The 26,745-nt window shown below is 43.0% G+C and carries 23 protein-coding genes; 21 read left to right on the top strand and 2 right to left on the bottom strand.

The window, feature by feature from the left end; genetic code table 11:
* Positions 1-82: 82 nt before the first annotated feature.
* Positions 83-1,006 carry a PorV/PorQ family protein gene (locus U5O15_06205; protein MDZ7860245.1) on the top strand — a complete coding sequence of 308 codons (924 nt, stop codon included), beginning with the start codon at positions 83-85 and terminating at the stop codon, positions 1,004-1,006.
* On the opposite strand, the gene U5O15_06200 is transcribed toward U5O15_06205, so the two are convergent.
* Positions 967-1,725, bottom strand: coding sequence for a UDP-2,3-diacylglucosamine diphosphatase (locus tag U5O15_06200; protein MDZ7860244.1), 759 nt, complete (start codon positions 1,723-1,725; stop codon positions 967-969). The genes U5O15_06205 and U5O15_06200 overlap by 40 nt on opposite strands.
* A 128-nt stretch (positions 1,726-1,853) precedes the next feature.
* Between U5O15_06200 and U5O15_06195 the strand changes: the two genes are divergently transcribed.
* From U5O15_06195 to ybeY, 13 genes are all read left to right on the top strand, one after another.
* Positions 1,854-2,192 carry a hypothetical protein gene (locus tag U5O15_06195; GenBank protein ID MDZ7860243.1) on the top strand — a complete coding sequence of 113 codons (339 nt, stop codon included), beginning with the start codon at positions 1,854-1,856 and terminating at the stop codon, positions 2,190-2,192.
* Positions 2,193-2,613: 421 nt separating this feature from the next.
* Positions 2,614-3,471 carry an RNA polymerase sigma factor RpoD/SigA gene (locus tag U5O15_06190; GenBank protein ID MDZ7860242.1) on the top strand — a complete coding sequence of 286 codons (858 nt, stop codon included), beginning with the start codon at positions 2,614-2,616 and terminating at the stop codon, positions 3,469-3,471.
* Positions 3,472-3,666: 195 nt separating this feature from the next.
* Positions 3,667-4,584, top strand: a complete 918-nt coding sequence (locus U5O15_06185) for a M23 family metallopeptidase (protein ID MDZ7860241.1) — start codon at positions 3,667-3,669, stop codon at positions 4,582-4,584.
* Positions 4,585-4,667: 83 nt separating this feature from the next.
* Positions 4,668-6,041 (top strand): N-acetylmuramoyl-L-alanine amidase, encoded by a 1,374-nt coding sequence (locus tag U5O15_06180; GenBank protein MDZ7860240.1) that lies wholly within the window; start codon positions 4,668-4,670, stop codon positions 6,039-6,041.
* On the top strand, positions 6,038-7,003 hold the full coding sequence (locus U5O15_06175; GenBank protein ID MDZ7860239.1) for a CdaR family protein: 966 nt from the start codon (positions 6,038-6,040) through the stop codon (positions 7,001-7,003). The genes U5O15_06180 and U5O15_06175 overlap by 4 nt, the downstream gene beginning before the upstream one ends.
* Positions 7,004-7,176: 173 nt before the next feature.
* Positions 7,177-7,566 carry a VanZ family protein gene (locus tag U5O15_06170; protein MDZ7860238.1) on the top strand — a complete coding sequence of 130 codons (390 nt, stop codon included), beginning with the start codon at positions 7,177-7,179 and terminating at the stop codon, positions 7,564-7,566.
* The gene (gene hisS, locus U5O15_06165; GenBank protein MDZ7860237.1) at positions 7,563-8,828 is read left to right on the top strand and encodes a histidine--tRNA ligase; all 1,266 of its coding nucleotides are present in this window, start codon (positions 7,563-7,565) and stop codon (positions 8,826-8,828) included. The genes U5O15_06170 and hisS overlap by 4 nt, the downstream gene beginning before the upstream one ends.
* Complete coding sequence (aspS, locus tag U5O15_06160; protein ID MDZ7860236.1) at positions 8,821-10,626, top strand: aspartate--tRNA ligase; 1,806 nt, start codon at positions 8,821-8,823, stop codon at positions 10,624-10,626. Before hisS ends, aspS begins: the two co-directional genes overlap by 8 nt.
* 135 nt (positions 10,627-10,761) lie before the next feature.
* A complete protein-coding gene (locus U5O15_06155) occupies positions 10,762-11,052 on the top strand; it encodes a hypothetical protein (GenBank protein MDZ7860235.1) in 291 nt (96 codons plus the stop codon).
* A gap of 30 nt (positions 11,053-11,082) precedes the next feature.
* On the top strand, positions 11,083-11,802 hold the full coding sequence (locus U5O15_06150; GenBank protein MDZ7860234.1) for a LysM peptidoglycan-binding domain-containing protein: 720 nt from the start codon (positions 11,083-11,085) through the stop codon (positions 11,800-11,802).
* 88 nt (positions 11,803-11,890) lie between these two features.
* The gene (locus U5O15_06145) at positions 11,891-12,949 is read left to right on the top strand and encodes a PhoH family protein (GenBank protein ID MDZ7860233.1); all 1,059 of its coding nucleotides are present in this window, start codon (positions 11,891-11,893) and stop codon (positions 12,947-12,949) included.
* Positions 12,942-15,230, top strand: coding sequence for an HDIG domain-containing protein (locus tag U5O15_06140; protein ID MDZ7860232.1), 2,289 nt, complete (start codon positions 12,942-12,944; stop codon positions 15,228-15,230). Before U5O15_06145 ends, U5O15_06140 begins: the two co-directional genes overlap by 8 nt.
* Entirely contained in the window at positions 15,187-15,654 is a 468-nt protein-coding gene (ybeY, locus tag U5O15_06135) for an rRNA maturation RNase YbeY (GenBank protein ID MDZ7860231.1), read from the top strand. Before U5O15_06140 ends, ybeY begins: the two co-directional genes overlap by 44 nt.
* 84 nt (positions 15,655-15,738) lie before the next feature.
* Here the strand turns inward: ybeY and U5O15_06130 are convergent, their stop codons facing one another.
* On the bottom strand, positions 15,739-15,990 hold the full coding sequence (locus tag U5O15_06130; GenBank protein ID MDZ7860230.1) for a hypothetical protein: 252 nt from the start codon (positions 15,988-15,990) through the stop codon (positions 15,739-15,741).
* Here U5O15_06130 and U5O15_06125 point away from each other — a divergent pair.
* The 7 genes from U5O15_06125 to U5O15_06095 all read left to right on the top strand — a co-directional run bounded on the left by U5O15_06125 (position 15,980) and on the right by U5O15_06095 (position 26,604).
* Entirely contained in the window at positions 15,980-16,918 is a 939-nt protein-coding gene (locus tag U5O15_06125) for a hemolysin family protein (GenBank protein MDZ7860229.1), read from the top strand. The two genes, U5O15_06130 and U5O15_06125, sit on opposite strands and share 11 nt — an antisense overlap.
* Before the next feature lie 49 nt (positions 16,919-16,967).
* Complete coding sequence (locus U5O15_06120) at positions 16,968-17,603, top strand: DUF502 domain-containing protein (GenBank protein MDZ7860228.1); 636 nt, start codon at positions 16,968-16,970, stop codon at positions 17,601-17,603.
* Between the two features lie 124 nt (positions 17,604-17,727).
* Complete coding sequence (mgtE, locus tag U5O15_06115) at positions 17,728-19,071, top strand: magnesium transporter (protein MDZ7860227.1); 1,344 nt, start codon at positions 17,728-17,730, stop codon at positions 19,069-19,071.
* 36 nt (positions 19,072-19,107) lie between these two features.
* Complete coding sequence (gene recO / locus U5O15_06110) at positions 19,108-19,863, top strand: DNA repair protein RecO (protein MDZ7860226.1); 756 nt, start codon at positions 19,108-19,110, stop codon at positions 19,861-19,863.
* A gap of 1 nt (position 19,864) precedes the next feature.
* Positions 19,865-20,746: a glycine--tRNA ligase subunit alpha gene (locus U5O15_06105; protein ID MDZ7860225.1), complete on the top strand. Its 882-nt coding sequence runs from the start codon at positions 19,865-19,867 to the stop codon at positions 20,744-20,746.
* Between the two features lie 110 nt (positions 20,747-20,856).
* A complete protein-coding gene (gene glyS / locus U5O15_06100) occupies positions 20,857-23,004 on the top strand; it encodes a glycine--tRNA ligase subunit beta (protein MDZ7860224.1) in 2,148 nt (715 codons plus the stop codon).
* 513 nt (positions 23,005-23,517) lie between these two features.
* Positions 23,518-26,604, top strand: coding sequence for a T9SS type A sorting domain-containing protein (locus U5O15_06095; protein MDZ7860223.1), 3,087 nt, complete (start codon positions 23,518-23,520; stop codon positions 26,602-26,604).
* The last annotated feature ends 141 nt before the right edge of the window (positions 26,605-26,745 follow it).

Below are 26,745 nucleotides of genomic sequence, written 5' to 3'. Positions count from 1 at the left end.
TTTTTTTATTCAGCGAAGCGTATTTAATGAGTTGACAGGCTGAATTGATAGATTAGATTATTATATATACACGGGAGGGAAAATGATCCGGTTAAAAGCTGCTCTAACTGTAATACTAATGCTGTTCTCCGCGCATACTCTAAGAGCCGGCGAACCCGGCACAAGCGGTTTTCTTTTCTTAAGACTTGGTAACGGCGCCCGAGCCAGCGGTATGGGTGAAGCCTTCACAGCAGTAGCCGATGACGTGACAGGGATGCACTATAACCCGGCGGGTTTAGCCGGTATAGAGAAAGTTGAATTGAATGTAACCCATTCAGAATGGCTTATGGGTATTCGTTTCGAACAGGTAAGTATTGCCAATGAGATGTTTGGAGGCGCTGTTGGGTTCAATTTCACGGGTCTCTATTATGGGGACCTCGAAAGACGGGGCAATTTTCCCACAGTAGCCCCTGATGGAACTTTTTCTCCATACGACCTGGGCGCTTCAGTTGGTTATGGCAGGGATATACTGCCCGATCTCTCGGCTGGAATGTCCGCCAAACTTCTTTACCAGAGAATAGACTTTGAATCCGCGACGGGATGGGCTGTCGATTTAGGGGTTATTCACAGGAGCAGGATAGAAGGGATGACATTCGCCGCTTCTCTCTTGAATCTGGGCCCGCAGGCGAAATTTGTTGAGGAGAAGTTTTATCCGCCATTTCAGACACGATTGGGAGTGGCGTACGAAGCCGAAGAAAGGTGGATGAAGGGCAAGGTTACTCTTTCCGGGGATTTTCTCTACTCCAACGATACGGATGAGAAACTTCTTCTGGGAATGGAATATTTCTACAAGGAATCTCTGGCGGTAAGGTTTGGTTATAAGAGCGGGTATTATTCTCAAGGCGCGACGATGGGATTTGGCGTTGTCTATGACCGCCTGAGATTTGACTACGCGTTCATGCCCATAGATTTCAACCTGGGCAATAGTCACCGGTTCTCGATTAACGTGTTCCCCTCCCCTTTATAATTGCCGGCCGCAAACTTACCGTTTTCAAGACGTAAATAGGAAAAGTGATTTTCCCAGTCACCCAGAATAACGAATATTCTGTTTCCGAAATATTTTACCACCGGTTTGTGTATATGACCCATAATGAACGAATCATTCCCCCATTTAAAGAAGGAATCTTCGGCAGTATCGGCGAGTCTGTTTGCCCAGTATTCTGTTTTACCTTCGGTAAAATCCTTGCTTGTCGATGAAAACCAGCCGGCAAATTTATAAAGGATTCCCGGAGGAATTATCCCGGCTACTTTTATCACCAGACGTCCTCTGATTATTTTCTTTAAAAATTTGTATTTATGATCACCGGGCATCAGTGTGTCTCCGTGAGTTATTGTAATGATTCGTCCCTGAACCTTGTGAGTGGATATTTGCGGAAGAATCTTGAGTCCCATCTCTTCTTCTATAAAGGAACCGAGCCAGAAATCATGATTTCCTCCTGTTATATAAATTGAAGTTCCTGATTCCTGGAGCATTCTGAGATTGTATAGAATATCCATGTAAAATTTTGGAATGCAGCTTTTATATTCAAACCAGAAATCAAAGATATCACCTACAAGATAGAGTCTGGAAGCTCCTCTTATTTCCTTGAAAAATTTGAAGAGTTTTCTTTTTTTTATTTTTTCCTTTTCTCCGGTATTGTGATACCTGAGGTGTGTGTCAGAAATAAAAAAAACAGGTTCACTCAATAGAATATCCTCCATTAAATGAGCGTGACATAATATTGGATATATGGTAGAGTTTAGAATAAACATCAAGTAAAAACAACATTATGAATCAAGCTGTGCTTTAATTTTATTATGAAAGGAGATTTTAAATGGATTCTTTATGGAACAAAGTAAGGAAGAATTTTGTAGAATGGTATGAGACCGCTTATGATAAAACCGACGAGGTGGCAAAGATTGGGAAGAGGAAAATTGAGATAACCGGTTTGAACAGATCTATTGAGAATGTGATGTCTCAGCTTGGAGGTGAAATATATCATCTCATTTCGGTTGAAGGACACAGGGGAAATAAAACCGCCGACAACGAGAAAGTCCGTTCCCTTGTCTCAAAAATTTCTGATCTGGAAGATAAATTGAAACAAAAGGAAAAGGAGATACAGGATATAAAAGATATAGGTGGAAATGAGTCCGGTGAATCTGAAAATAAATAGAATGAATATAAATGGCGGATTATTTCAGAAGGTGGGCAATTTATTTCTGGGATGTAAGCATTAACAAGAAATATCGAGTAATATCAAGAAAAAAAGAAGATTATTTACATAATATACTTTAAAAAGCTGCAGTCCACTTTTAAATACCTTTAATTTTGGATATTGGGGCTTGACAAAATCTGCGGCTTAGTGTACACTGTGATTTCGATGGTGTCAGGAATATGTTTTTAACTTTGAGTAGGTAGTTAGAGAAAGTAAAGCCGGAATAACATCCCACCTTATATAAACTAATTATTCAGTTATCTGAACCAGTTAGAAAGTTAAGACACAAATTTCTGGGGATAAGATGATAAGAAGGGGTAAGTAGCCGGTAAATCAGACAGAAAAAAATGATCAGGATTTTATACCTAAGGAGATTTAATTGTACTACAAAAAGAAGGATTATCTCGGGGAAAGAAGTCTGGATTTGTATCTTAAGGAAATCAACAATACTTCTTTGCTGAAGAGAGAAGATGAGAAGAGACTGGCGAGAAAAATAAGAGAGGGAGATCAGGAAGCACTTCATCAGCTGGTCAAAGCTAATCTGCGTTTTGTTGTTTCAATAGCTAAGCAGTATGTAAATCAGGGTCTTTCCCTTGCCGACCTTATCAATGAAGGAAACCTCGGTTTGATAAAAGCCGCTCACAGATTTGATGAGAACCGTGGATTCAAATTTATATCCTACGCGGTGTGGTGGATAAGACAGGCTATGCTGCAGTCTCTGGCTGAGCAGTCACGTATTGTGAGATTGCCTCTTAACAGAGCGGGAACGTTGTACCGTATTGGGAAGGTATCAAGACAGCTTGATCAGCAACTCGGCCGTTCTCCGGAAGTTGATGAAATAGCCGAGGAACTTGATCTTCCTGTTGAAGAAGTCAGAAATACGATGAAGATAGCGAACAGTCATCTTTCTCTTGATACTTCTTTCAATAATGATCCTGACGAGAATTCTCTTGTTGATTACCTCGTGGATGATAATCAGGAATCAGCGGATAAAATGACCTATGATAATTCATTGGGCAAAGACATGTGTAAGACCCTGGATACACTTACGGAAAGAGAAAGAAAGATCCTTGTAATGTATTTCGGACTTACGGGAGAAGAACCGTTGACCCTTGAGGAAATTGGCAGAAAGATGGACCTTACCAGAGAAAGAATCCGTCAGATAAAGGAAAAAGCTATTACCAGGCTACGCCACGTTACGCGCAGTAAATACCTTGAAGGGTATGTGGAAGATTAATAAGATTATTGGCTGATGTTGTAAAGAAACGGGCAGAGGTCACCTCTGTCCGTTCCTTTATATGAAAGAAAGTATTTTACTTTATGGTGGGTATAACTGGAATATTGTTTGCACTTTTATGATTGACACTGTTTTTCAACAAACTTAAGTTTATTTAAAGGAATAAAGACTTTTTTTTGGCACTTTTTTAAAACTATGGATAAATATTTGACATTTTTATATCTCCGAAGGGGAAATTCGGGGGTAAAAACGATAAGAATACATAGGGGATTTGCTGTATTTACTATAGTTTTTCTTCTAGCCCTTACAGTTCTATTTGTTTCTTCAGGTATAAAATATGCCGACACCGCCAGAAGGAATTCAGAAATAGCTGATTTGAGGAGCCGTAACTTGAGGCTTAAGGGTAAGCTTAATCAATACAGTATAAGGGTAACAGCTCTTGAGAAGAGAATGGATAAGAATTTTGAAGTCCAAAACAGGGTAAGGATGCTTGCCGGCATGGATCCGTTGTCAAAAGATGTCTGGGAGGCAGGTGTAGGAGGTCCTAATTACAGGGGTATGAATAGGAGGGGGAACGGTGACGGGTTTTTATCCGATTCAAGCAGGGAAAAACTGGCCAAGCTGGTCCGTAAATCCAAACTGGAGCTGGAAAATTATAAGAAAATAACGGCTATTCTTAATAAAGAAAAGAAGGTAAGAGATTGTACGCCGAGTATACGTCCTCTTAAAGGAGGATTTGTCTCAAGCGGTTTTGGTTCAAGGATGGATCCTTTCTCGGGACGGCTTTGTACGCATGAGGGAGTTGATTTCTGTGCCAGAAACGGCACTCCTGTAAAAGCCACGGGTGATGGTGTTGTAACAATGGCGGAAAAAAACGGTGGGTTCGGACTCGTTGTGGAGATTAATCACCGGATTGGATTTGAAACTAAATACGCTCATTTATCAAAACTGCTTGTAGAGAGGGGGCAGCTCGTAAAAAGAGGTGAAGTAATTGGTCTTGTAGGAAATACGGGCAGATCAACGAGCTCACATCTTCATTACGAGGTTGTTTTCAGGGGGACAAATAGAAATCCCCTTAATTATATTATTCCCGAGGATTCCTATTTTGAATAGCTGGCCCTTTAAATATTAAAATATTATTTCGATTTTTCTTGTATACCATACGGGAAGCAAATAAACTCTTCGTAAATTGTTGTTTGAAGGACTATGTAATTATCATGGATCTCAAGCTGAATAAGGTGTTCTTTATCTTTGTGATATTGTGCGCTTTTTTTCCCCCGCACGCTGATTCTTCGGTTCCCCCTCTCCTTTCCCGCAATCTAGAAGTTAGAAAAATTCGTTACTGGACAGCCCCCGACCATATAAGAATAGTCCTGGATATGAGCGGCGAATCGACATACAGAGTTAGAGAACTCACCGGTCCCCACAGAATAGCGATTGATATTCCGGGCAGCAAATTTTCCTCAGGATTAAAGGATATCGAGGTTGAGGACAGGGCAGTAGACAGGATAAGGCTAAACCGGCTTCGTTCCGGCGCTCAGGTTGTTTTTGATCTGCCTGGAAAGACGGGGTATAATCATTTCGCGCTAAAACCGTTCAAGAACCATCCGCACAGGATAGTCTTCGATCTCGAGAAATCCTTTTCAAACGAGGAGATTAAAAGGAAAAAGGATAAAGTAAACCGGATTGCTGCCAGCGGAGACAGAATTGTTATAATTGATCCCGGACACGGAGGCAGTCAGCCGGGTGCTTGTTCAAAGTATGGAGACAAGGAAAAGGATATTGTACTCGAAATCTCTAAATTCCTTGCCGGATTCATCAATAGAACCAAGGGATTTAAAGCGATATTGACAAGAGAGGGAGATTATAATGTCGCGTTGGGCAAGAGAATAGAAATTGCCAGAAGCCACGGCGGAGATTGTTTTGTAAGTATACATCTGAACGCTTACCACCACAGCCGGGCGCGCGGTTCCGAAATCTATTTCCTGTCACTCGACGGAGCTACGGATAAAAACGCGCAGGCAGTTGCTGAAAGAGAAAACTTTCTGCTTGAGCTCGGGAACAGGAATAATTATCTCGAGGATGATGTGCAGTCAATTCTGCTTGACCTTACGAAGAATGATGTATTGGAGAAGAGTTCTATTCTGGCGGAATGTGTGGCGGAAAAGATGAAACGAGTAAGCTCTTTACCATTCAGGAATGTTAAACAGGCGAATTTTGTTGTTTTAAGATCAATAGCTATGCCTTCAATTCTTGTAGAATCAGCTTTTCTATCGAATTACGGAGATGTGAAATTGCTTCGAAAGAGAAGTGTTCTAAGAGAAATCGCTTTTTCAATCGGAGAAGGTGTAATCTCCTTCCTCAGATCAAATGTTCCACCCTATATAGTTATACGTGAGAAGAGTTATATTGAGCATATTGTTAAAAGGGGAGAAACCCTCTGGAGCATCTCCCGCGAATATGGCCTGCCGGTAGAAAAGCTCCGCGCTCTTAATAATCTTGATGAGAATTCGATTATTCGTCCGGATCAGAAACTTCGGATTAGCGGGAAGGAGTTAGAGCATAATTGAACACAAAGAAACTTATCAGGCTATTTAAATACAGCTACCAGGCAAAGATTATATCTGTAATTTTAGCGATCTTTATCTGGATTCACGTTACCGCTCAAAATATTGAGGAACAGACTTTCAATGTGCCTCTGGAGCTTGCCGGTATACCGGATAGTTTTGTCGTAGTAAACGATATTCCTGATTTTGTGGAAATAACTATAAATGAAAAAAGAGCCAAATTGATAAAATTGAGATTTTTCGGGAATATTAAAGGTGTTGTGGATCTTCCTTCTGTGAGGAAAGGATGGATCAATATACCCCTTTCCTCAAATATAATAGAAACTTCGGAAGATATAAGCCGCATAAATCTATCGGTTGATAATCCCAAATTCGTTGAGTTAAATCTTCAGAAGGTTCTGGCAAAGGATGTTCCCGTCAGGTTAGCGTATAACGGTGAAATAACCGAAGATAGATTTATCGCCGGGGATCCGGTTATTATCCCTGAAAAGGTATTAATAAGGGGTGCTTCGACGATCGTGGAAGAGATTCATTTTTTATCCACTAATGAGATCGATATAAGGAACAGAACCGGCGTCGTCAAGGAACTTGTGGATTTACACGCGCAAGATTACAAAATTACGGTGGAGCCGGAAAAGGTTCTTGTCGAACTTGAAATATGTAAGCTTAAATCAAGAAAAATCGCCAATATTCCACCTACAATTCTAATGGATAATCGGAACCTCGAGATAAAATGTTCACCTCCCGCCGCGTCTATTACAGTTGAAGGGCGCGAGGAGTTTGTCGACGAGATTGTTCCTTCTGACATTTCTATTATTCTTAATATAAATTCCGTTACCACAGGCACATACACTGTTAAACCCGAAGTCATAGTTCCCGATCGGATTCTCCGCTACCGGCTGGATGTTGACACATTCAGTGTGACTGTATTACCCGACTCAACCGCCTTCGGAGATGAGGATTAAGGAATTGATAATAATGATATTACTAAAAAATGACACCGGGGCGACAGCTTCAGAATCGGCTCTTTTACTTTCCGCTTGTTGCGTTCTCGCTGGAAAAAGGAGATATTAAAAATAGTTTATTTAGTGTTCCCGGCCGATACGGGAGTTGAATCTTGCTCCGGAAGGATTGTTAAGTGAAGTTGCTTAAATGCTGGTTTCCTCTGCTAATCTGGATTCTGTTGATATTCGGGTTATCCTCAATCCAGGATGTATCTACTGAAGGGATCCATTTACCTGACGGAAGTGATAAAGTAATACACTACTTTGAATATTCAATACTCGCTTTGCTGTTTTACCGCGGATTGATTTATGAAAGATGGGATATCAACAATACGTTGTATGGCTTTATTGTAATACTTGGGTCGGGTAGTATCGCTCTAATGGATGAATTTTATCAGAGTTTTGTTCCCGGACGCGACGCGAGTTTTTTTGATTTGATTGCGGACATTTCAGGTATTATAACAGGAACTGTTGTTTATTATATTGTAAGAAGAAATACAATGAAGAAGAGAAAGGAATTATGAAATTAAAAAAACCGAGAGGTACGCAGGATCTCCTTGGAAAATATATGGAAAAATGGAGCAGTGTGGAAGAACGTGTCACGGGGATACTTCGCAGGTACGGTTACAGTGAAATCAGAACGCCTATCTTTGAAATGTCTGATCTCTTTGTAAGAACGGTTGGCGAATCATCGGATATCGTAACGAAAGAAATGTATATCTTTAACGATAAAAAGGGGAGGAGTTTGACTCTCAGGCCTGAAAATACAGCTCCGGTCATGAGAGCTTATCTCGAAAACGGTTTGCAGAGGCAGGGTGGTATAAACAGGTTGTATTATATAGGGCCTATGTTCAGGTATGACAGACCCCAGGCGGGGAGGTACCGTCAATTTCATCAGATCGGAGCAGAGGTTATAGGTTCATCCAATCCCGCGTTAGACGCGGAGATTATCAATCTGAGTCTGGATATATACAGAGAGTTCGGATTCTCTTCTCTGAAGGTAAAATTAAACAGTGTCGGCTGTATGAAATGCCGGGGGAAGTTCATGAATCTTCTCGAGGAGAAACTTAAAGAGTATAAAGGCGAGTTGTGCGATGATTGTCTGAAGCGGGCGGATAAAAATCCATTCCGTGTTTTTGACTGCAAGAAATGTCAAAGTGTAAAGAAGAAGCTTCCCGTAATAGCTGATCATTTGTGTGCGGAATGCGGAGAGCATTTTGATAAGCTTTGCGCGATTCTCGATCAGATGGGTATTGATTATATTCTTGACCCTTTACTCGTTAGAGGACTTGATTATTATACTAAGACGGCGTATGAAATTATTCACCCTGAACTCGGGGCGCAAAGCGCCTTGTGCGGCGGAGGCAGATATGACGGCCTCGCGGATGAGCTGGCCGGAGTTTCTATCCCAGCTGTTGGATTCTCAGCCGGCATGGAACGTTTGATGCAGATTTTGCCGAATGAACTGGACGACGAAAAACCCGGACCGCCCGGCGCCTATTTTATTGTCTTTGATGAAGAATGCAGTCTTCAGGCTATGATTCTGGCCGACAGGTTGAGATCCGCCGGTTTTCCAGCTTATGTTGATCTCTCTATGCGCAGTGTTAAAAAGCAGCTTAAAAGCGCTTCCGGACGAGGGGATGATTTTGCCGTTTTTGTCGGGCAAAAGGAAATTTCAGATAAAGAGGCCGCGTTGAAAGATATGAAATCGGGGAATCAGGTAACTGTTCCTTTTGAAAAGCTTGTTTCATATTTCAGCGAGAAGGGAGAGACGGGAATTGAGTGAGCCGAGCATTGACCATGTAAGCAAAGAATGGAGACGTACGAATAGATGCGGAGAAATAAGGTCCGACGATGTTGATAAAGAAGTAACTCTGGCCGGCTGGGTAAAAAAGGTGAGAGAATTTGGCGATCTCACATTTGTTGATTTGTGGGACAGGACCGGCTTGATACAGCTTGTCACTGACTCGCGTGACCCCGAACTTAATAGAATCTCAAAATCATTAAGAGCGGAAGATGTGATAGGGTGTAAAGGAAGAGTGCGCGATAGACCCTCTGATATGATCAATGAAGATATGAAAACTGGTGAAGTTGAAGTTTACATATCGGACATTGTAATATTCAACAGGAGCGAAACCCCCCCGTTTAACGTGTCCGATAAGGGAAAAGCCAATATTGAACTACGTTTAAAGTACAGATATCTGGATCTCAGGCGGGATTCAATGCAGAAGAATCTGCGATTACGCCATGACCTTGCCATGTCCGTAAGGCAATTTCTCTCTGAAGAAGGACTTCTCGAGATTGAAACTCCGATGCTGGTAAAAAGAACTCCGGAAGGAGCCCGTGATTATCTTGTTCCAAGCAGACTGCACGAAGGTAAATTCTACGCTCTTCCGCAAAGCCCTCAGCTTTATAAACAGATATTAATGGTCTCGGGCGTAGATGGATATTTTCAGCTTGCCAGATGCCTGCGGGATGAGGATTTAAGGGCGGACCGTCAGCCTGAGCATACCCAGATAGATATAGAAATGAGTTTTATTTCAGAAGATGAAATTATTGATCTCTCGGAAAGGCTTATGAAGAGAATCTTCTCCGAAGTATGCGGGGTTAAGCTCGATACACCTTTCCCGAAGATCGATTACAAAACCGCTATGGCCGATTTCGGTACTGACAAACCGGATACCCGGGCCGGTTTCAGAATACACGATTGTACGGAAATATTCGAATCGACAGAATTCAAGGTGTTTTCTTCTGTTATAAAAGAAGCCGGAGTGATCAGAGGAATTTCCTATGAAGCGGGATACGGCTTGTCAAAGAGCCAGATCAAGAAACTTGAAAAACACGCTCGAGAAAATGGCGCGAAAGGACTCGTATGGATTAGAATTAACGGCGGAGTAGAATCTCCCGTTGAGGATTTCTTGTCTGACGGGGAGATTTCAGAGCTTAAAAAAGAGTTTGGTTTGAATAGCGGTCGCGAATCCCTGCTTCTGCTCGTAGCGGGGAGCTCTGAAATATCTTCCGCGGCTCTCGGAGCCCTAAGAAAAAGGATTTGCCAAAGCAATCCCGTAGGTAAAAAGGATAAATTTAATTTTACGTGGGTAAATAATTTCCCTATCTTTTTTGAATCCACCGAAGGAGATATAGAACCGGCTCATCATATTTTCTCTATGCCCCGCGAAGAAGACATGGAGTTTCTTGACAAGAATCCCTTAAAGGTTAGAGGGCATCTCTACGATCTTGTATGTAATGGAATAGAACTCGGATCGGGAAGTATCCGTGTTCATAAAAGAAAGCTTCAGGAAAAGCTCCTTTCGATCGTAGGCGTTGACAAAAAGAGCGCGGCGGAAAAGTTCGGCTTCCTGCTGGAATCTTTCGAATTCGGCGCTCCGCCTCACGGAGGTATTGCTTTGGGTCTTGACCGCCTCGCTATGATTATGGGAGAAGGCAATTCGATAAGGGATTATATCGCTTTTCCTAAAACACAGAATGCCGTTTCCCTGATGGACGGAGCTCCTTCAAGTGTGGAAAAGGAAGTTTTAAGGGAGCTTCACGTTAGATTTCTTAAAAGAGGAACCGGTGAGTAATTCCGGAATTTCCGGCACGTCTTTTGCCAAAAATTAGATATTTACGGGGATGGTTTTTGCTTGACAACAGCTCGTTTCGATATTAATGTAACCTTGATTTACTTGTACGGATAACCGGAAGAAGGAATACAAGTTATGAAATTGATTATTAAAACCTTCATATTATTCATATTGTTAGCTTCCTCACTGGTTTTTATTGTTTCCTGTAAACCCGCCCCCTATTGTAAAACAGATCTGGTTACACTCGATGAAACGAGACTTGAACTCGTAATATGTAAGGAAGATGTTGCTAAGACCGGTGAACAAGTAAAGAAGCTGGAAGAGGATATCGCGGAAGTTGACAGTAAGATATCGAATCTTGAAGGAAAACCGGAAAAACTTAAGAGAAGGATTAATGAACTGCGAAAGGGTAGCGGTCTGGAGTAGTGGAGAAATGAAATTCGAGGGAGTTACTATATGTTGAATAAATCGGTATTCAGCACTTTTTTAATATTGCCCGTAATATTTGTTCTTATTTTCAGTATAGGCTGTAGTAGTTATAAGCCAAGACCGATAGATATAACAAAAGGCGAATACTATGAAGAAGAGGGTGAATATCAGAAACTTTCAGATGAAGACAGGGAAGAATATTGCAGGGAGTTATCGGATGAACTGATGCGGCTTCAGGGTAACCTTGAAGAAAACAAAAATCAACTTGCCGAGAACAAGAATAATATAGAGAATATGAAGAAGGAATTAAGAGAAAAACGGAGCAGATATTCCAGATTAAATGTTGAATTTGAGGAATATACAAAGCAGCTGCAGAAACTGGCTTCCCTTCCGAAGAAATGGGAACTTGAATATGGCGAATGTTTATGGACCCTCGCTTCTTATGAAGAAATTTACGGAGACCCTTTGAAATGGACAAGGATCTGGAGACAGAATTTTGATTTGATTGAAGATCCCAACTGGGTTCTTGCCGGGTGGACACTTGATATTCCGAGAGTATGGCCACGGAAACATGTAGTCGCCAGGGATGAGTGGTTAGCCAAAATCGCCGGTTACTGGGAAATTTATGATAATTATCGTAAATGGCCCGTAATATACGAAGCAAACAGGGATAAAATAGAAAACCCTGATTTGATCTTCCCAGACCAGGAATTTGTTATACCAAGGGAAGAACCATCAATTGAGTGAAAAAGAATATATTTATTAAATAAAATTGTTTAACTCTTGGTTCACTGTCATTGAGCCGGGAGTTTTGTGTTAATATAGGGGTTAAGGTTTGAAAGAAAGAATCAAGAAACGGATACTCTCGGCCGACGGTATAGATATGGTTAATCTGCTGGGAGTGAAAGATGTCAACCTGAGGTTTCTGGAAGAGCGTTTTCCAGGAACAATAATCGTCCGGGGCGGTGATATTACTTTAACGGGTGACGATGAAAAGATAGACAGATTAACAGCTGTCTTTGAAACTCTTATAAGTCTCGCGCGGGATGGACGGAAGCTCTCCAGAGAGGATGTGGAGGATATTATTAACGGCGGCAAAAAGGTTTCAGCCAGAATAAACCAGCTTGAAAAATCAGTTGTCTTCTATTCTCCAAGGAAGAGAAAAGGTATTGTACCGAGGAGTATAAAGCAGAAACGATATATTGAAGCGATAGAGGAATTTGATGTTGTATTCGCGATCGGTCCCGCGGGAACTGGAAAGACTTTTCTAGCTATAGCTTCGGCTCTTGCCGCTCTTAAGAGAGGCGACATCGGGAAAATATTTGTTTCCAGACCAGTTGTTGAGACCGGTGAAAGTCTGGGGTTTCTTCCCGGAGACCTGCAGGAGAAGATCGATCCGTATCTAAGACCTATATTTGACTCTTTCAGCTACATGATCGGGAAAAAGAAGATGCAGCATATGATTGAAAATGATATTATAGAAATTGCTCCGCTGGCCTATATGAGGGGGAGAACTTTCAATAATGCTTTTGTCATACTTGACGAAGCACAAAACAGTACTGTTATGCAGATGAAAATGTTTCTTACAAGACTCGGGGTGAATTCCAAAGCAATAGTTAACGGGGATATAACTCAGATTGATCTAAGCGATTATTCCAGATCGGGACTTGTCACGGTAAAGTCTATACTCGGGGGAGTTGAAGGTGTAAAATTTATCTTTTTCACTGAAGAAGATGTAGTCAGGCACAGTCTGGTAAGAAGGATAATCAGGGCTTTCAGTACTTTTGGTCAAGGCTCTGAACGATCCGGCGGAAAGGTGAATTCGGCCGGTTCACAGGAAAAACGCTCTGAAAATAATAGCACTGGTACTGAGACAGGAGCAGAGGATGGCTGAAAAGAAAACTAATGTACCAACGCCCGGCAGGAATAACGGCGTAAAAAGTTATCTGAGAATTGATTCTATCAAAAACTTTTTCAATGACTGGAAAAAGCTTTCAGTAATACTTGCCCTTCTTTTTCTCGTCCTTTCTCTTTTTCTGTTTCCTCCGACCAAAAAATCGAGAGAGGTAAGGTATAGGGCTGGAGATATCGCGGATGTTGATGTAATAGCTCCCTTCTCTTTTTCTGTTCCGTTCACGGAAAGGGAGCTTGAAAGCAACAAGGCAAAGGCGATAATGAGCTGCCCGCCGGTTTACCGCGAAATACCGGGTATGGCGACTCGATTGACAGGTGACCTGAATGATTTTTATGAGCAGTTAGATTTGACAGCAAGCAATGACAGTCTCACCGTCCGTCAACGTTTGGATTTTGTAAAGAGAGTAATTCCAGGCATCGAAAAAGAACTGTTTATGCGATTGATGAACAGGAGCACGAGAAACACGCTGAAACGCGAGAATATCAGTTTGATAAAGGATTTACTAGAGAAGGGTATTATCAACGATGCTTCTCCGCTCAGGAGAAGGAATTATTTTAAAATCAGTGTTATTACAGATAAAACTGAAAAACTTAAAAGAGCCGATTCTCTTATAAGTCAGGCTCAGCTTGAAGGGCTGATCTTTGATAAAGCAAAATCAATTTTTGGGACCGATAGTGAGCTGGTTTCCATATTCTACGAGATTACAAGGTCTTTTCTGGAACCCAATTTGATTTTTGACAGAGAAAAAACAAGATCAAACCGCAACGCGAAGCTCGAAAGTATACCAAAGTCCTTCCGGATTTTAAAGAATCAGAGAATTATTTCAAAGCATGATAAAATAACCAAAAAACAGATCGAAATTCTGAAAGTATTGGAAGAAGAAAGAGCCAGAATTGAGCTGAATACTTCAACCATGGATAAAGAACTTCTTTTTCTTGGTAAATTTCTCAGGATAGCTGTTCTGCTTGTTATCTTTGGATTTGCTCTTTACCGCTTTGCTCCAGGCGTCTTAAAACAGCCCGGCAGGCTGACTCTGGGGTTTATAATTATACTTTTTTATATGTTTTCAGTTTCAATTATCATCAATCTGCCCCAGTTTAATTATTTTGCTATACCGGTAGCGTTCGTGTCACTTATGATAAGCGCTTTCTTTGGAAATATGCCCGCTCTCTTATTTACTCTCTTCGCGTCTCTGATGCTCGCTACCCATACCGATTTACCGGTTAACGCGGTGCTTACTTCTCTTTTCGCCGGAACTGCCGCGATTATAAGCATGACTAATCTGAGGCAAAGGAAGAATTTCTACAAGGTATTTATATATGTTTCTCTCGCATATGTTATCAGTGCTACAAGTATCGGTTTGACTAATAACCTGGAATCTCAGCCATTCCTGTATAATATGCTTTTCGGTATTATAAGCAGTTTTGTATGCACGATGGTAGTTATGTTCCTTATGCCTTTCTTTGAATCCATATTCGACATCACAACCGATTTTACTCTTATGGAGTTGAGTGATCTTAACCGTCCCGTTATGAAGAGGATGATTCTGGAAGCTCCCGGCACCTATCAACATTCGCTGATGGTTGCCAATATGGTTGAGAGTGTAGCGGATGATGTCGGCGCGAACGGACTTTTGGCGAGAGTGGCGGCTTATTACCATGATATCGGTAAATTAGCGAAGCCGGAGTATTTTTACGAAAATAAAGGTGAGATGATAAGTAAACATGAGAAGCTCAGCCCTTCTATGAGCGCTCTTGTGTTAGCATCACATGTAAAAGAGGGAGTACAGCTGGCAAAAAGTGAGAAGTTGCCGAATATTATCATAGATGCCATTCGTGAACACCATGGAACAAGTGTGATGACCTATTTTTACAATAAGGCCCTCGAGTATGATTCCAACGACAGTGTCAATGTAGATGACTTCAGGTATCAAGGTCCCAAACCGGGCAGCAAGGAGAACGCTCTGATAATGCTCGCCGATTCATCCGAAGCCGCGTCAAGATCTCTGGAAGAACCGACAGCTCAGAGGATTACAGCGATTATTGATAAGATTTTTGATGACAAGATGCGCGAAGCTCAGCTTGATTACAGCGGATTGACGATGAATGATATATCTTTGATAAAAGAGAGATTTATAAAATTACTAACTGCTATTTTCCATAAACGGATCGCTTATCCCGCTCAGAAAGAGGAAGAGGCTGAGGAAAAAGAGAAAAATGAGAATAACAATGCTGAGCCACCCGCTGGTGACGGGGCGTAGTGAATTTTACCGGGCAGCTCCAGTTCTTAAAGGAATTTCAAGTGATCTTATGCCTGAGGGTAAATATTTGAATTTAATTCTTGCAGGCGAGAGGAAAATGGCTCTGCTTAACCGGAAATACAAAAAGAGAAAAGGCCCCGCGGAGATACTTACTTTCTCTTATTCAGATGATGATAACTTTTCGGAAGGCGATTCTGACCTGTTGGGAGAAATAGTATTATGCTGGCGATCTTTATCCGAGGGTGCCCGTTCACGTAATGTTTCTTCCGAAGTTTATTTGATAAGACTCGTTATTCACGGCATATTCCATTTATTCGGTTATACTCACTTAGATAATGAAAGTGCCGGCAAGATGGAGAAAGCTGAAAAGAATTATCTCCTTTCTCTTTTCGACTCAGAGGAAGTAGATAAACTTTTCATATAATAGGCTTATATTAAATTATTAAGCAGGTGCTGTTATGCATATAATTCTAAAATCATCTCTTGAGTTTTTTATGTTACTCCTAATTCAGGTTATGATATCATGCGGTATTCTTTCTTTTGCTATAGTGTCAAGAATCAGCCGGGAAAAACTCTTCCCCGGAGAAGGAATCGTAAGCGCGTGCTTTAGGATATTGCACAGGGGAAGACTGCATTTGATCACAGCTTTAATATCCACGGAAATTATTATGATAGTAATATATTCATATATGTTTCCGGTGATAGCCGGAAATATAATGCCGGCGTCACCGGGCTTCTTGCTGATTATTATGGTTCTCATTATTCTCGCTGTTTCAATATCCGCGGCCGGGTTCACAACCCGTAATCCCGCTAAAACAGCATTATTTATCTCCTGTCCCTTATTCCCGGTTTATTTTCTATTCAAACCCGCGACGACATATCTGCTTCGTTTTATTAAAAGAGTGTTTCCGCTGCTTTCAGCTGAATTCTCTTCTCCGTTCTTTGTGTTTCCGGACAGTGATCAGGGCGGCGAGGGTTTTATCAGAGAAAATGGGAGCAGGCTGGTTCACAGCATAGTTGAATTTGGAGAGAAGAGAGTCCGGGAGGTAATGGTTCCGCGAATGGACATTTTTGCTCTCGAAAGCCACACGGAACTTGATGAGATCCGCAAGATGGTCTTCGAGGCCGGCAATTCAAGGGTTCCGGTTTATGAAGGAAGTGTGGATAATATTATCGGCATTCTTTTTGTAAAAGACTTGGCTGTGGTCGCGAATGATGAAGAAAAATTTGAAATAAAAAGAATTTTAAGAGAGGCTTATTACGTGCCGGAAGGAAAGAGAATCGACAATTTGCTTAGAGAATTCAAGAATCAGAAAAAACATATGGCGATAGTAGTTGATGAATACGGAGGAACCTCAGGAATTGTAACCCTCGAAGATATTCTGGAAGAAATAGTCGGAGAGATAAGGGATGAAGATGACAGGGAAGGCACTCTGATACGCCGTCTTGCCCCGGGACGATATTCTGTGAAGGGAAGAATAAATATCAATGATCTAAATGAGGCTCTGAAAATAGCCGTTCCTTCTGAAGAGGCCGATACTCTTGGAGGATTTCTTTACGCTTTATTAGGAAGAGTTCCTATTGAAGGGGAGGTAATCGAATATAAAGGGCTTAGTTTCAGTATTGATTATCTTAACAGGCAGCGTATAATAGATGTTCAAATTACCCTTCCGGAAGAATCTGAATAATATTGATGAAGATGGATAGTATTTATTATTTGCAGAAAGGACAGTTCGAATGAGTTGGCTGAGAAGGAGGTTTTTAACCGGTTTATTAATTCTTCTTCCAATCCTTGTTACGGGGTGGGTTTTTTATCAATTCTTTAATTCAGTTGATAATATTCTGAATCCACTGGTTGAGAAATACCCCTTTATTTATTTTCCCGGGCTTGGATTTATCGGCGTTCTGGTGATTATTTTTCTAACGGGTGTCTTTGGAGGAAACTTTATTGGCAGGAGAGTGATAGGATGGCTTGAAGTCTTTGTATACAGAATTCCTCTTATCAGCCGGATGTATACTGCCGTAAAACAACTCAGTGAAGCTTTTTTAAGGAGCGGGAAAACTGTTTTCGAGAAAGCAGTGATGATTCAGTATCCTATTGCCGGCACCTTCGCCATTGGATTTGTTACCGCTACTTCAAAGTTCAATACAGTTGATGGTAAGGGCAGGGATTTTGTAAGCGTTTTCCTTCCAACCACCCCCAATCCGACTTCGGGGTACTTTCTTATGGTTCCCGAAGAGGAAACAATAGAACTTGGTTGTTCCGTCGAGAGCGCCTTGAAAATGGTTATATCAGGAGGGTTCTTCAAGCCGTACTTTCCGCGGGGTGAACCGGTTGTCCCACACGGATGGATGCCTAAAACGGAAGATTAGGTTTGGAGCTGAGGCTGGAAGCTGTCCAAATTGGGGAAAGTCCTGAATAAATAGCGCTTGACTTAAATCCAGGCTATGATAGTCTTTAGGTTTTTAAACCGAACCCGCTCGTTATTGGAGTGATATGAGAGAAGAGTTAGAGAAAAGAGTCGAATATATATCAAAACAATACATGTCCGGTGATTATACCTTTTCGCCGGATATTTTTGATAGATTAAAAGCCCCTGATATTGCTGAAATAATGATGGCTCTGGACAGTGAAATCGCGCTTTTCTTATTTAAATCCATTGATATAGATTTATCCGCTGAAATCTTTCCTGTTCTCGACGAGGGGATATCAAGGAAATTCCTGGAAGAATTAGAACCCGAAACGACAGCTCGTCTCGTAAACAGAATGGCGAGCGATGACGCCGCTGACCTGATTAATCTTATGGCCGCCGAGAGGATCCCTCTCGTACTTGAAAGGGTAAGCAGGGAAGATTATAGAGATATAGTAGCTCTTCTGAAATTCGATGAAGAATCAGCCGGCGGTATTATGGCCAAAGAGCTGCTTGTGATCAGAGAAGATATTACGATAGGCGAAGCTGTAGATTTTGTCAGAGATGAAGCCAGGACGGTTGAAAACATACAGAATTTGTATGTAGTCGATAGAGAAGGTGTATTTCTTGGTATAATACCGGTTGTTAAGCTTATTCTTGAGAATCCCGGGATGGATGTTTCTGAAGTGATGGATACAGATATTGAGAAGGTTAATGTGGAGATGGATCAGGAGAAAGTGGCGGCGATATTCTCCAAATATGATCTCTACAGTGTGGCCGTGGTTGACGGAAAGGGGAAACTCCTCGGGCGAATTACGGTTGATGACATCATAGATGTTATCGAGGAGGAAGCTAACGAGGATATTTCGCGTCTCGCGGGTACCGGTGATGAAGAGTTCTGGGCGAAATCCACACTGAGACTTTCAAAGGCGAGAATACCATGGCTCGTTGCCGCTCTTTTCGGGGGGATTACTGCAGCACTTGTTATGAGCGAATTCCGCGAATCTCTTGAATCGATTCTTTCTCTGGCCTTTTTTGTGCCGGTAATTATGGCTATGGGCGGAAATGTGGGGATTCAATCCTCCGCGGTTGTTGTCCGGGAATTAGCTACGGGGGAGTTCAGTCTTTCCGATACGACAAGAAAGATTTTAAGGGAATTGAGGGTGTCAGTTCTTAACGGCACATTTCTCGGAGCAATTCTCTTTATCGTTGTGGTAATATGGCTTAAGGATTACAAGTTGGCGACTCTTCTGGGGCTTTGCCTCTTTTCTGTAGTATTATGGGCGGCTCTTATAGGCACATCGGTTCCACTGCTGCTCAATAAAATTAATATCGATCCAGCTCTTGCCACTGGACCTTTTATTACTACATTCAATGATATACTCGGGATAATCTTTTATTTGAGTATTGCCACACTCTTTCTCAAGTGATTTACAGGCGGCTAAAGGTTTCCGCGCGGAGTAGTAATGAGTATGATTCTCAAGGACTATGCTGTAGTATTAAGAACCTTTGATTATAGTGAATCGAGTCTGATTGCTGTTTTGTTAACCAGGAAGAACGGTAAGGTTAGAGTGTTGGCGAAGGGAGCTAAAAGGGGAAAAATGAGATTTTCCGGCAGTCTTATGACTGGCAATATATGTGAGGTTGTTTTTTATTATAAAGCCGGAAGGGGTCTTCATATCCTGAAAGAGATAAATTGCCGTTCATCCTTCAGCGAAGCGGGAAGTGATTTGAAAAGGCTGCTTATTTTCCAGGCGACGATTGAGATTGTGGACCGTTCAGTCATAGAGCGGGAAACAGATGAAAGGATATTTACTCTCGTCGATAATTTCTTTTCACTTCTACCCATTGTTGAAGATCCGTGGGCCGGGTTTTTTACTTTTGAAGTAAAGCTGCTGAAACTAACGGGATTATTCCCGTCTGTTAAAAAGTGTCAAAGTTGTGGAAAGAATCTTGACGGCGAGAGATTATGGATAAATACTTCATCGGGGGATGTTAGATGTGAAAGATGTGCCAGGGAAGGTATGTTTTTAATATCAGCATCCGCCTCTTATATATTAGAGTGTATGGAAAGAAAACCTATGGACAATGATATTATTGGATTAAGACTTGGCAGAAGAGAACGAAGGGAGATCGGACGTTTCCTGCACGAGATTTTCAGATCGCATCTTGATAATTACAAGCTTCCCTCTTCTCTTGGTTTGTTAAAAGGGGTGAATTGAAGTGAACTTTCAGAAGCTTGTACTTGATCTGGAGCATTTCTGGATGGATAAGGGGTGCCTGCTTGTAACCTCTAATAATTCTGAAGTCGGAGCCGGAACGATGAATCCTTCCACATTCTTGAGAGTTCTGGGGCCTGAACCCTGGAAGGCGGCTTACGTTGAACCTTCCAGAAGACCAAAAGACGGCAGGTACGGCGAAAACCCCAACAGGGTACAGCAGTTCAATCAGTTTCAGGTTATACTCAAGCCGTCTCCGAGTAATGTTGTCCCCCTGTTCATTGAGAGCTTGGAAGCGATCGGCATCGATCCATCCCGTCACGATATCAGATTCATAGAAGACGATTGGGAAGCGCCCACACTCGGAGCATCCGGACTTGGGTGGGAAGTATGGCTTGACGGCATGGAAATTACTCAGTTTACATATTTTCAACAGGCGGGGGGATTAGAGCTGGACCCCGTATCAACAGAGATAACTTACGGACTTGAGAGAATATGCATGTATATACAGGGTGTCGATGATATTATGGAGATCGAATGGGGAGCGGGGATTAAATGGGGGGATATCTATTATCAGTTCGAAAAGGATTTCAGCTCCTTTAATTTCGAAAAAGCCGATATCAGCATGTATTTCAAGATATTTGATAATTACTATAAAGAGGCGAAGAGGATGCTCAAGGAAGGGCTTATATTTCCATCTTATGATTATGTGCTCAGATGTTCTCACATTTTTAATATACTTGACGCCAGGGGGGCTGTGAGTGTTTCGGAAAGAACCAGTTATATCGCGAGGATAAGAGACCTCGCGAAAGAAGTAGCCGCGGAATATGTAGCGGTAAGAGAGACGGGCGGGTTTCCCCTGCTCGCGAGTCAGAAAGCTTATTAGGCCGGTTTGTCCAATTACTGTAATAAAGGTTGGAGAGAACCGGAACCTGAAAGGTTTTTTTAGAAAAACGGGATTGACGCGGAGCTTTGAGGGTGCAGAAAGGAGAATCGATGGGAAGAAATTTTCTACTTGAAGTAGGCTGCGAGAATCTGCCGAGCAGTTATCTCGACCTTGCTCTTGAGCAGCTGGAAAAGAAATGCGCTTCGGAACTTGAAGATAAAAGGGTAGGATTTGATTCCGTTTACGTCCTCGGAACTCCAAATAGAATTGTTATCTACGTAACTGATCTGGCAAGTAAACAGAGAACTGTTGAAGAAGAAATTACCGGCCCTCCGATTTCAGCCGCGGTATCTGACAGGGGCGAATACACGAAGGCCGCTTACGGGTTTGCTAAATCGCAAAATGTCTCCGCGGAGGACCTTAAGAAAGTTCGCAGGAAGAAGGGGGAATATCTCGCGGTCGTAAAGAAAATTCAGGGTAGAAAGACCAATGAACTCCTTATGGAAATAGTACCTGACTGGATAACGGGGCTTAAATTCCCCAAGACTATGCGCTGGGACGGCAGTGGTCTGCGCTTTGCCAGACCCCTCAGATGGATACTATCTTTTCTGGGGAAGAAAGCATTCAAGTTAACCATTGGTTCGGTTTCCTCGGGCAGGAAGACCAGAGTCAACCCCTTTTTTGACGAATACACGAAAGTTGAAGACATAGACGGGTATTTTTCGCTTATGAAGAAAAACGGGATTATTCTGGATCCCGTAAAGAGAAGGAAAAAGGTGGCTGAAGCTTTGCGAAGAGAAGCTCGGAAGATCAAGGCGAAAGTAGTCCCGGATGATAAGCTCGTTGCCACCGTTGCCAACCTCCTTGAATCTCCTGTGCCCTTTACGGGCAGATTTGATGACAGCTTCCTGAAATTACCCCGAAGAGTTATTGTTACAGCTCTAAGGAGCCATCAGAAATATTTTTCAGTTGAGGACGGAAACGGGAAGCTCAAACCCTTTTTTATAGCCTTTGCCGACGGGGTCAGGAAGAACCGGAAAGAGATAATCGGGGGGTATGAGAGGGTGCTTCAGGCCCGGCTCGCCGACGCGGAATTTTATTACAATGAAGATACTTCACTGCCGCTTTCTGAGATGGCGGAGAAACTTGAAGATATTGTGTGGATGGAGGGCCTGGGCAGTCTGGCTGAAAAATCCTCGAGGATGGAAAAGCTTGCTCTCTGGATTATGTCGGAGTGGAACCCCGCCGGTGACGGTCTTTCATCTGTAATCTCAAGGGCCGCGAAACTCGCGAAAGCCGATCTCGCGAGTGAAATGGTAAGGGACGGGAAAGAATTTACTCTGCTGGAAGGTTATATGGGAAGGGAGTACGCGAGGGTTTCCGGAGAAGAAGAGAGTGTGGCGGAAGCAGTATATGAACACAATCTGCCCCGCTTCGCCGGGGATGATATTCCCGAAGGATATGCCGGTGTTATTCTTTCCTGCGCCGACAAAATCGATAACATTTCCGGAGGGTATATTCTGCGTTGCCAGCCCACCGGGTCTGTGGATCCATACGCCCTTCGCAGACAGGCGATGGGTGTCCTGCGTCTTATGATCGAGAAGGAGATTCCGGTTTCACTTCCTCGGGCTGTAAATGTGAGTTTGTCTCTATTTAAAGATGTTGAGGGGGAAGGTACATCCCTCTTTGACGCAATCTATGAATTCTTTAGCCGGCGTTTTTTCAATATGCTCCGCGCCGAGGGGTTCGGTCATGATATAGTGACCGCTCTTATGTCAGCCGGTTGGAACGTGCCTTTTTTGACAAGGAAGATGGCTGTCCAACTTACTCGTATGAGAGATGACGGAGTACTTTCTCCTTTTATTCTCGCGATGAAAAGGATAGCAAATATAGCGGGAGACCTTTCAGAAAGCGATATTGGAATTGACGGATTAGAAATGCTTGGACTGCTAGCCGGCGGAGATATCGAGAAGATGACTTTCGACCCGGGACTTTTCATAGATAAAGCCGAGAAGGATCTGTTTGATGCCGCCATAGAGTCGGCGGCGGGGATTTTGAGACTGAGGAGTGAAGAGAGAGAGGAAATGGTTTTCTCATTATTACGGGAAGAGTTGGTCGAGCCCGTAAATAGATATTTCGATGAAGTTCTTGTGAATTGTAATGATGAAAAAACAAAGAAGAACAGGTTGTCTTTTCTGCGCGCTTTAAGTTCCGCCTTTTCTTACACTTGTGATTATTCCAGAATAACCGAAGAATAGCCCCGTCAGTTTAATATTATACTGATTTGACGGCGCGGGTAAGCGGTGTGTCTTGTTGGGGGGAATCAAGGATAGTTCTTGATCCCGTTTAAGAATTAACATCAGAATTAAAAATAAAGGTTCATTATTGGACATTCCCCCAAAATCAGGGCAATATTTTAGTAACGGCAAAGTTACAGGGTAATTACCTATATTGAGAAAAGAGCAGTTTCCCTCTTGACATGACAAATGATTCTATGGTACAATACGATAGTCCTTGAATAGGGTCGAGAACCCTGTAAAGGGGTGGTTTTCGTGTAAAGTGGGGTTTTTGCCTTACGCCGGCCACCGTTGGAGTCCAGGCTTACTCGACATAAATTTGGAACTAAAAACGGAAGGGGGCCCCGCTGGTTTGCCGAATCTAGCTACAAAGGAGGCGGGTAACATATTGATTCGGCCGAATAATCAGCCGATCCTGGTCAAGCGACATAAATAAATTAGCTTATTCTCTTAACACTTGGGGGGAATAAAGAAATGAAGAAGACCTTAGTAATTGTACTAGGTATTTGTCTTGTTGCAATGTTTGCCGGTACCGTGTCGGCGCGTGATATCGACAGAGGCAGCAAGAGGATTAAAAAAGCCCTGAACGGCACTGGACTTCTTACGGATGACAGTGTCCCGGGTTACTATCAGGCTGCGGCTGTTGATACATACCATATCGTAAGATACAGCTTCGAAAGTGCTCAAGGCTGGACGACGGTTGATCACACAGCTCAGCAGAGTATATTCTGGCACGTCGATGATTTTGTTGGACTTGCGGGCGGAGATTACGGTTTACTTGTGCCGATTTCCGGTACGAAGTCCATGTGGTGCGGTACGAGACCAGGAACCAGCAATTATCTCTGTGCCTGGGGAGAAGCCCCCGGTTATGGTAATAACTGGAATCAGCACTTTGAGAGTGATTTGATTACTCTTACGAGTACTGTCGGGCTCAGCTACCACGCCGTGGCCCACAATGAAGGCGGAGGTTATGATCAAGCCTATGTGGACTACCTTGACAGCAACGATGAGTGGGTTACACACAGAACATACGGCGGTTATCATGACACGGTTGACGTAATTTCTCTTACGTCAGCGGAAACCGGAACCAGCACTAAGTTCCGTTTCCACTTTACCGCGGACGGCGCGTGGAGTGATCAGGATGGTCTCCTGAACACAGACGGCGGTATCATACTCGATGACATTGAAGTTACCGCTGACGCTGCTGTTCTGAATACAGAGGATTTTGAAGCATCTACAGTTGGCGATAACAACACGACTTTCTGGACTTCATTCGGCGAGCCTGCTTACGGCATTCACAGCGGTAAGTTGACTGGCCTTATGGAACCTGATCCATGTCATGATGACTATGGAACTCAGTGGGGTTTCCTTGTAGGTTCAACTGAGCTTTCATCACGCCAGGATCTTTATCCCGGTATGTACGTGACACCTCGTTGTCTTAACGAATCCGGTACTGCAGCGCCATGTCAGAACGAGGGAATTATATCACCCCCGATTGACATGATGAAATACTCATCTACACAAACCCATGTCCAGGACACTGCCATTCCTTCAGCCGATCTTCCTAAGTTCGGCGGAGTACTGTTCAGGTTCCAGGTCTACCGCGATCTGCCTCTCGACAACCTGGTATTCTATACCTGGGGAGTTCGTAATGTAGAAGACGGTTGTCCAGGATCATGGAAAGACAGAAACTATGTCTATTACGGTCCGGATCAGGATTATCTCTTTACGGGCGAAAACGTAAGTGATCTTGTTAAGCCGGATTCCATACTTCAGCTTAATTTCGGTGTTTCCGATATGTGCGACGTATGGGGCGGATATTATGGAACATGCACAAACCATAGTCCTTCACCATGGTTTGACAATGTATATGTTGAACGTGTGAAAACCAGCGGTCCTCAGTGGAGTTACCGCCACCTCGATCTATTCCAGGATAATTTCCCGCCTAACGCGGATTATACCGGATTTGTGAGAGCTGACGCGGCTAACGACATTGCTTCAAGTGAAGAGCCGAATAGAATTGATCCCGGTGATTCAGTCACGGTTCAGGTAACTTCACCTGTAGCCGGAGCAATTGCTGGAGTCGATGCCAGCGGATATGAAAATGGCCCCGGCGCGACAGCCGAAGTCTATATGCATTTTAAAGTGTATGACGCCATTTCCGGAGCTGTCGCCGCTGATTTCGCGGCATCTGTTGATACCGGCGAAGTTGGCCCCTATGCTCTTCCGACACCTGTAGCCGACGGCACTTGGTTTAAGGTACAGGGTAGAAACGCAAGAGTTGGTAGTCCTTCAACAAAGGTAGCCGATGAATATATGTTCGATATTAACGACGCGATCTTCACTTATGATCACGTTATCGAATATTATTTCTCAGCGACGGATATTAACGCTGAAACAAACTATCTGCCTTCGAACGCTCTTGAGGGCGGAAGTTTTGAGTGGGAATGTCTACCGACACAGCCTACTGTTTACAGCATACTCTATGTAGACGATTTTGAGCATAGAGGAAGCTGGAATGGCCGAGTTGATGACTACATGACACCCGCGCTTAACGCTGTCAGTGCTTCACCCTATGACCGTTATGACGTTAACGCGCCTACTTCAGGCGTTGGAAACGGCCTTGCGAGCCGCATCAATGTGGATAAACTGAGTATGTTCTATGAAAAGATTATATGGGATTCCGGCGATCTTGATATCGGAACCATAAATAATGGAACAGACAGTAAAGAAGACGATTGCGCGCTTCTCGAGGGTTGGGCTGATGATATCGATGGTGAAGGTCACGCTACGAACCTGCTTGTTATGGGTGACGGCGTAATTACAAACCTCACCTTTGCCACCGCTACCAGTTTCATGACTAACACTCTCGGTGTACAGCTTGTAAATAACAGCTATTACAATCGCACCGGTGGATATACAGGCGGCGGAGTAATTTCACCACTTGTATCCCCAGTTGCCGGCGGACCTTTCGACGGACTGGAAGCTTTCTATGCCTTCGGCGGTTGTCCTATCATTAATCAGTTGGATGTACTCGACGTCAATGAGACTCATGCGTCCGGCGCGTTGACATATCCTGACGGCAGCTTCGCTGCTGTCGCGATGGATGATACAACAACCACGAATATGCCGAAGAGAGCTATTACAACTGGCTTCAGCATAATGGCTATGCGCGACGCTAATTCTTCGGGTGCTCCTATAAGAAATGAATTCCTGGAGAAGGCATTCTTTTTCTTCGAAAATGGAGTAAACGGGGAAATCACAGATGTCGAGGATACACCGGCATTCACAAAGCTTCACGGCAACTATCCCAACCCCTTCAACCCGAGTACGACCATCAAGTATAATATGAAGGCGAAGGGTCATGTATCGATACAGATATATGATGTTGCGGGTAGGCTTGTAAACACACTTGTAAACGACGTACGCGACAGCGGTCTTAACACAGAGACCTGGAACGGAATCAACAACAGAGGCGCTAGCGTTGCGAGCGGTGTATATTTCTATCGTATGGACACCAAAGACTACTCCCAGACAAGAAAGATGATCCTGCTTAGATAAAGCCGGTCGTTTGGATTGTTATGGTTAGCCTTAAGTGGCCGGGTCTTCTCCCGGCCACTTTTTTTGCTATTTAGATACTAATTTTGATTTTATTAACGCGAATACAGCTTTGAACAGGGGTTATCTGTCTATTTTTTTCAT

This window comes from Candidatus Krumholzibacteriota bacterium, assembly GCA_034520215.1.
Lineage (GTDB): Bacteria > Krumholzibacteriota > Krumholzibacteriia > Krumholzibacteriales > WJIX01 > JAGHBT01.
Note: the sequence above shows the minus strand (reverse complement) of the source record. Positions and strands in the feature narration are given on the sequence as shown.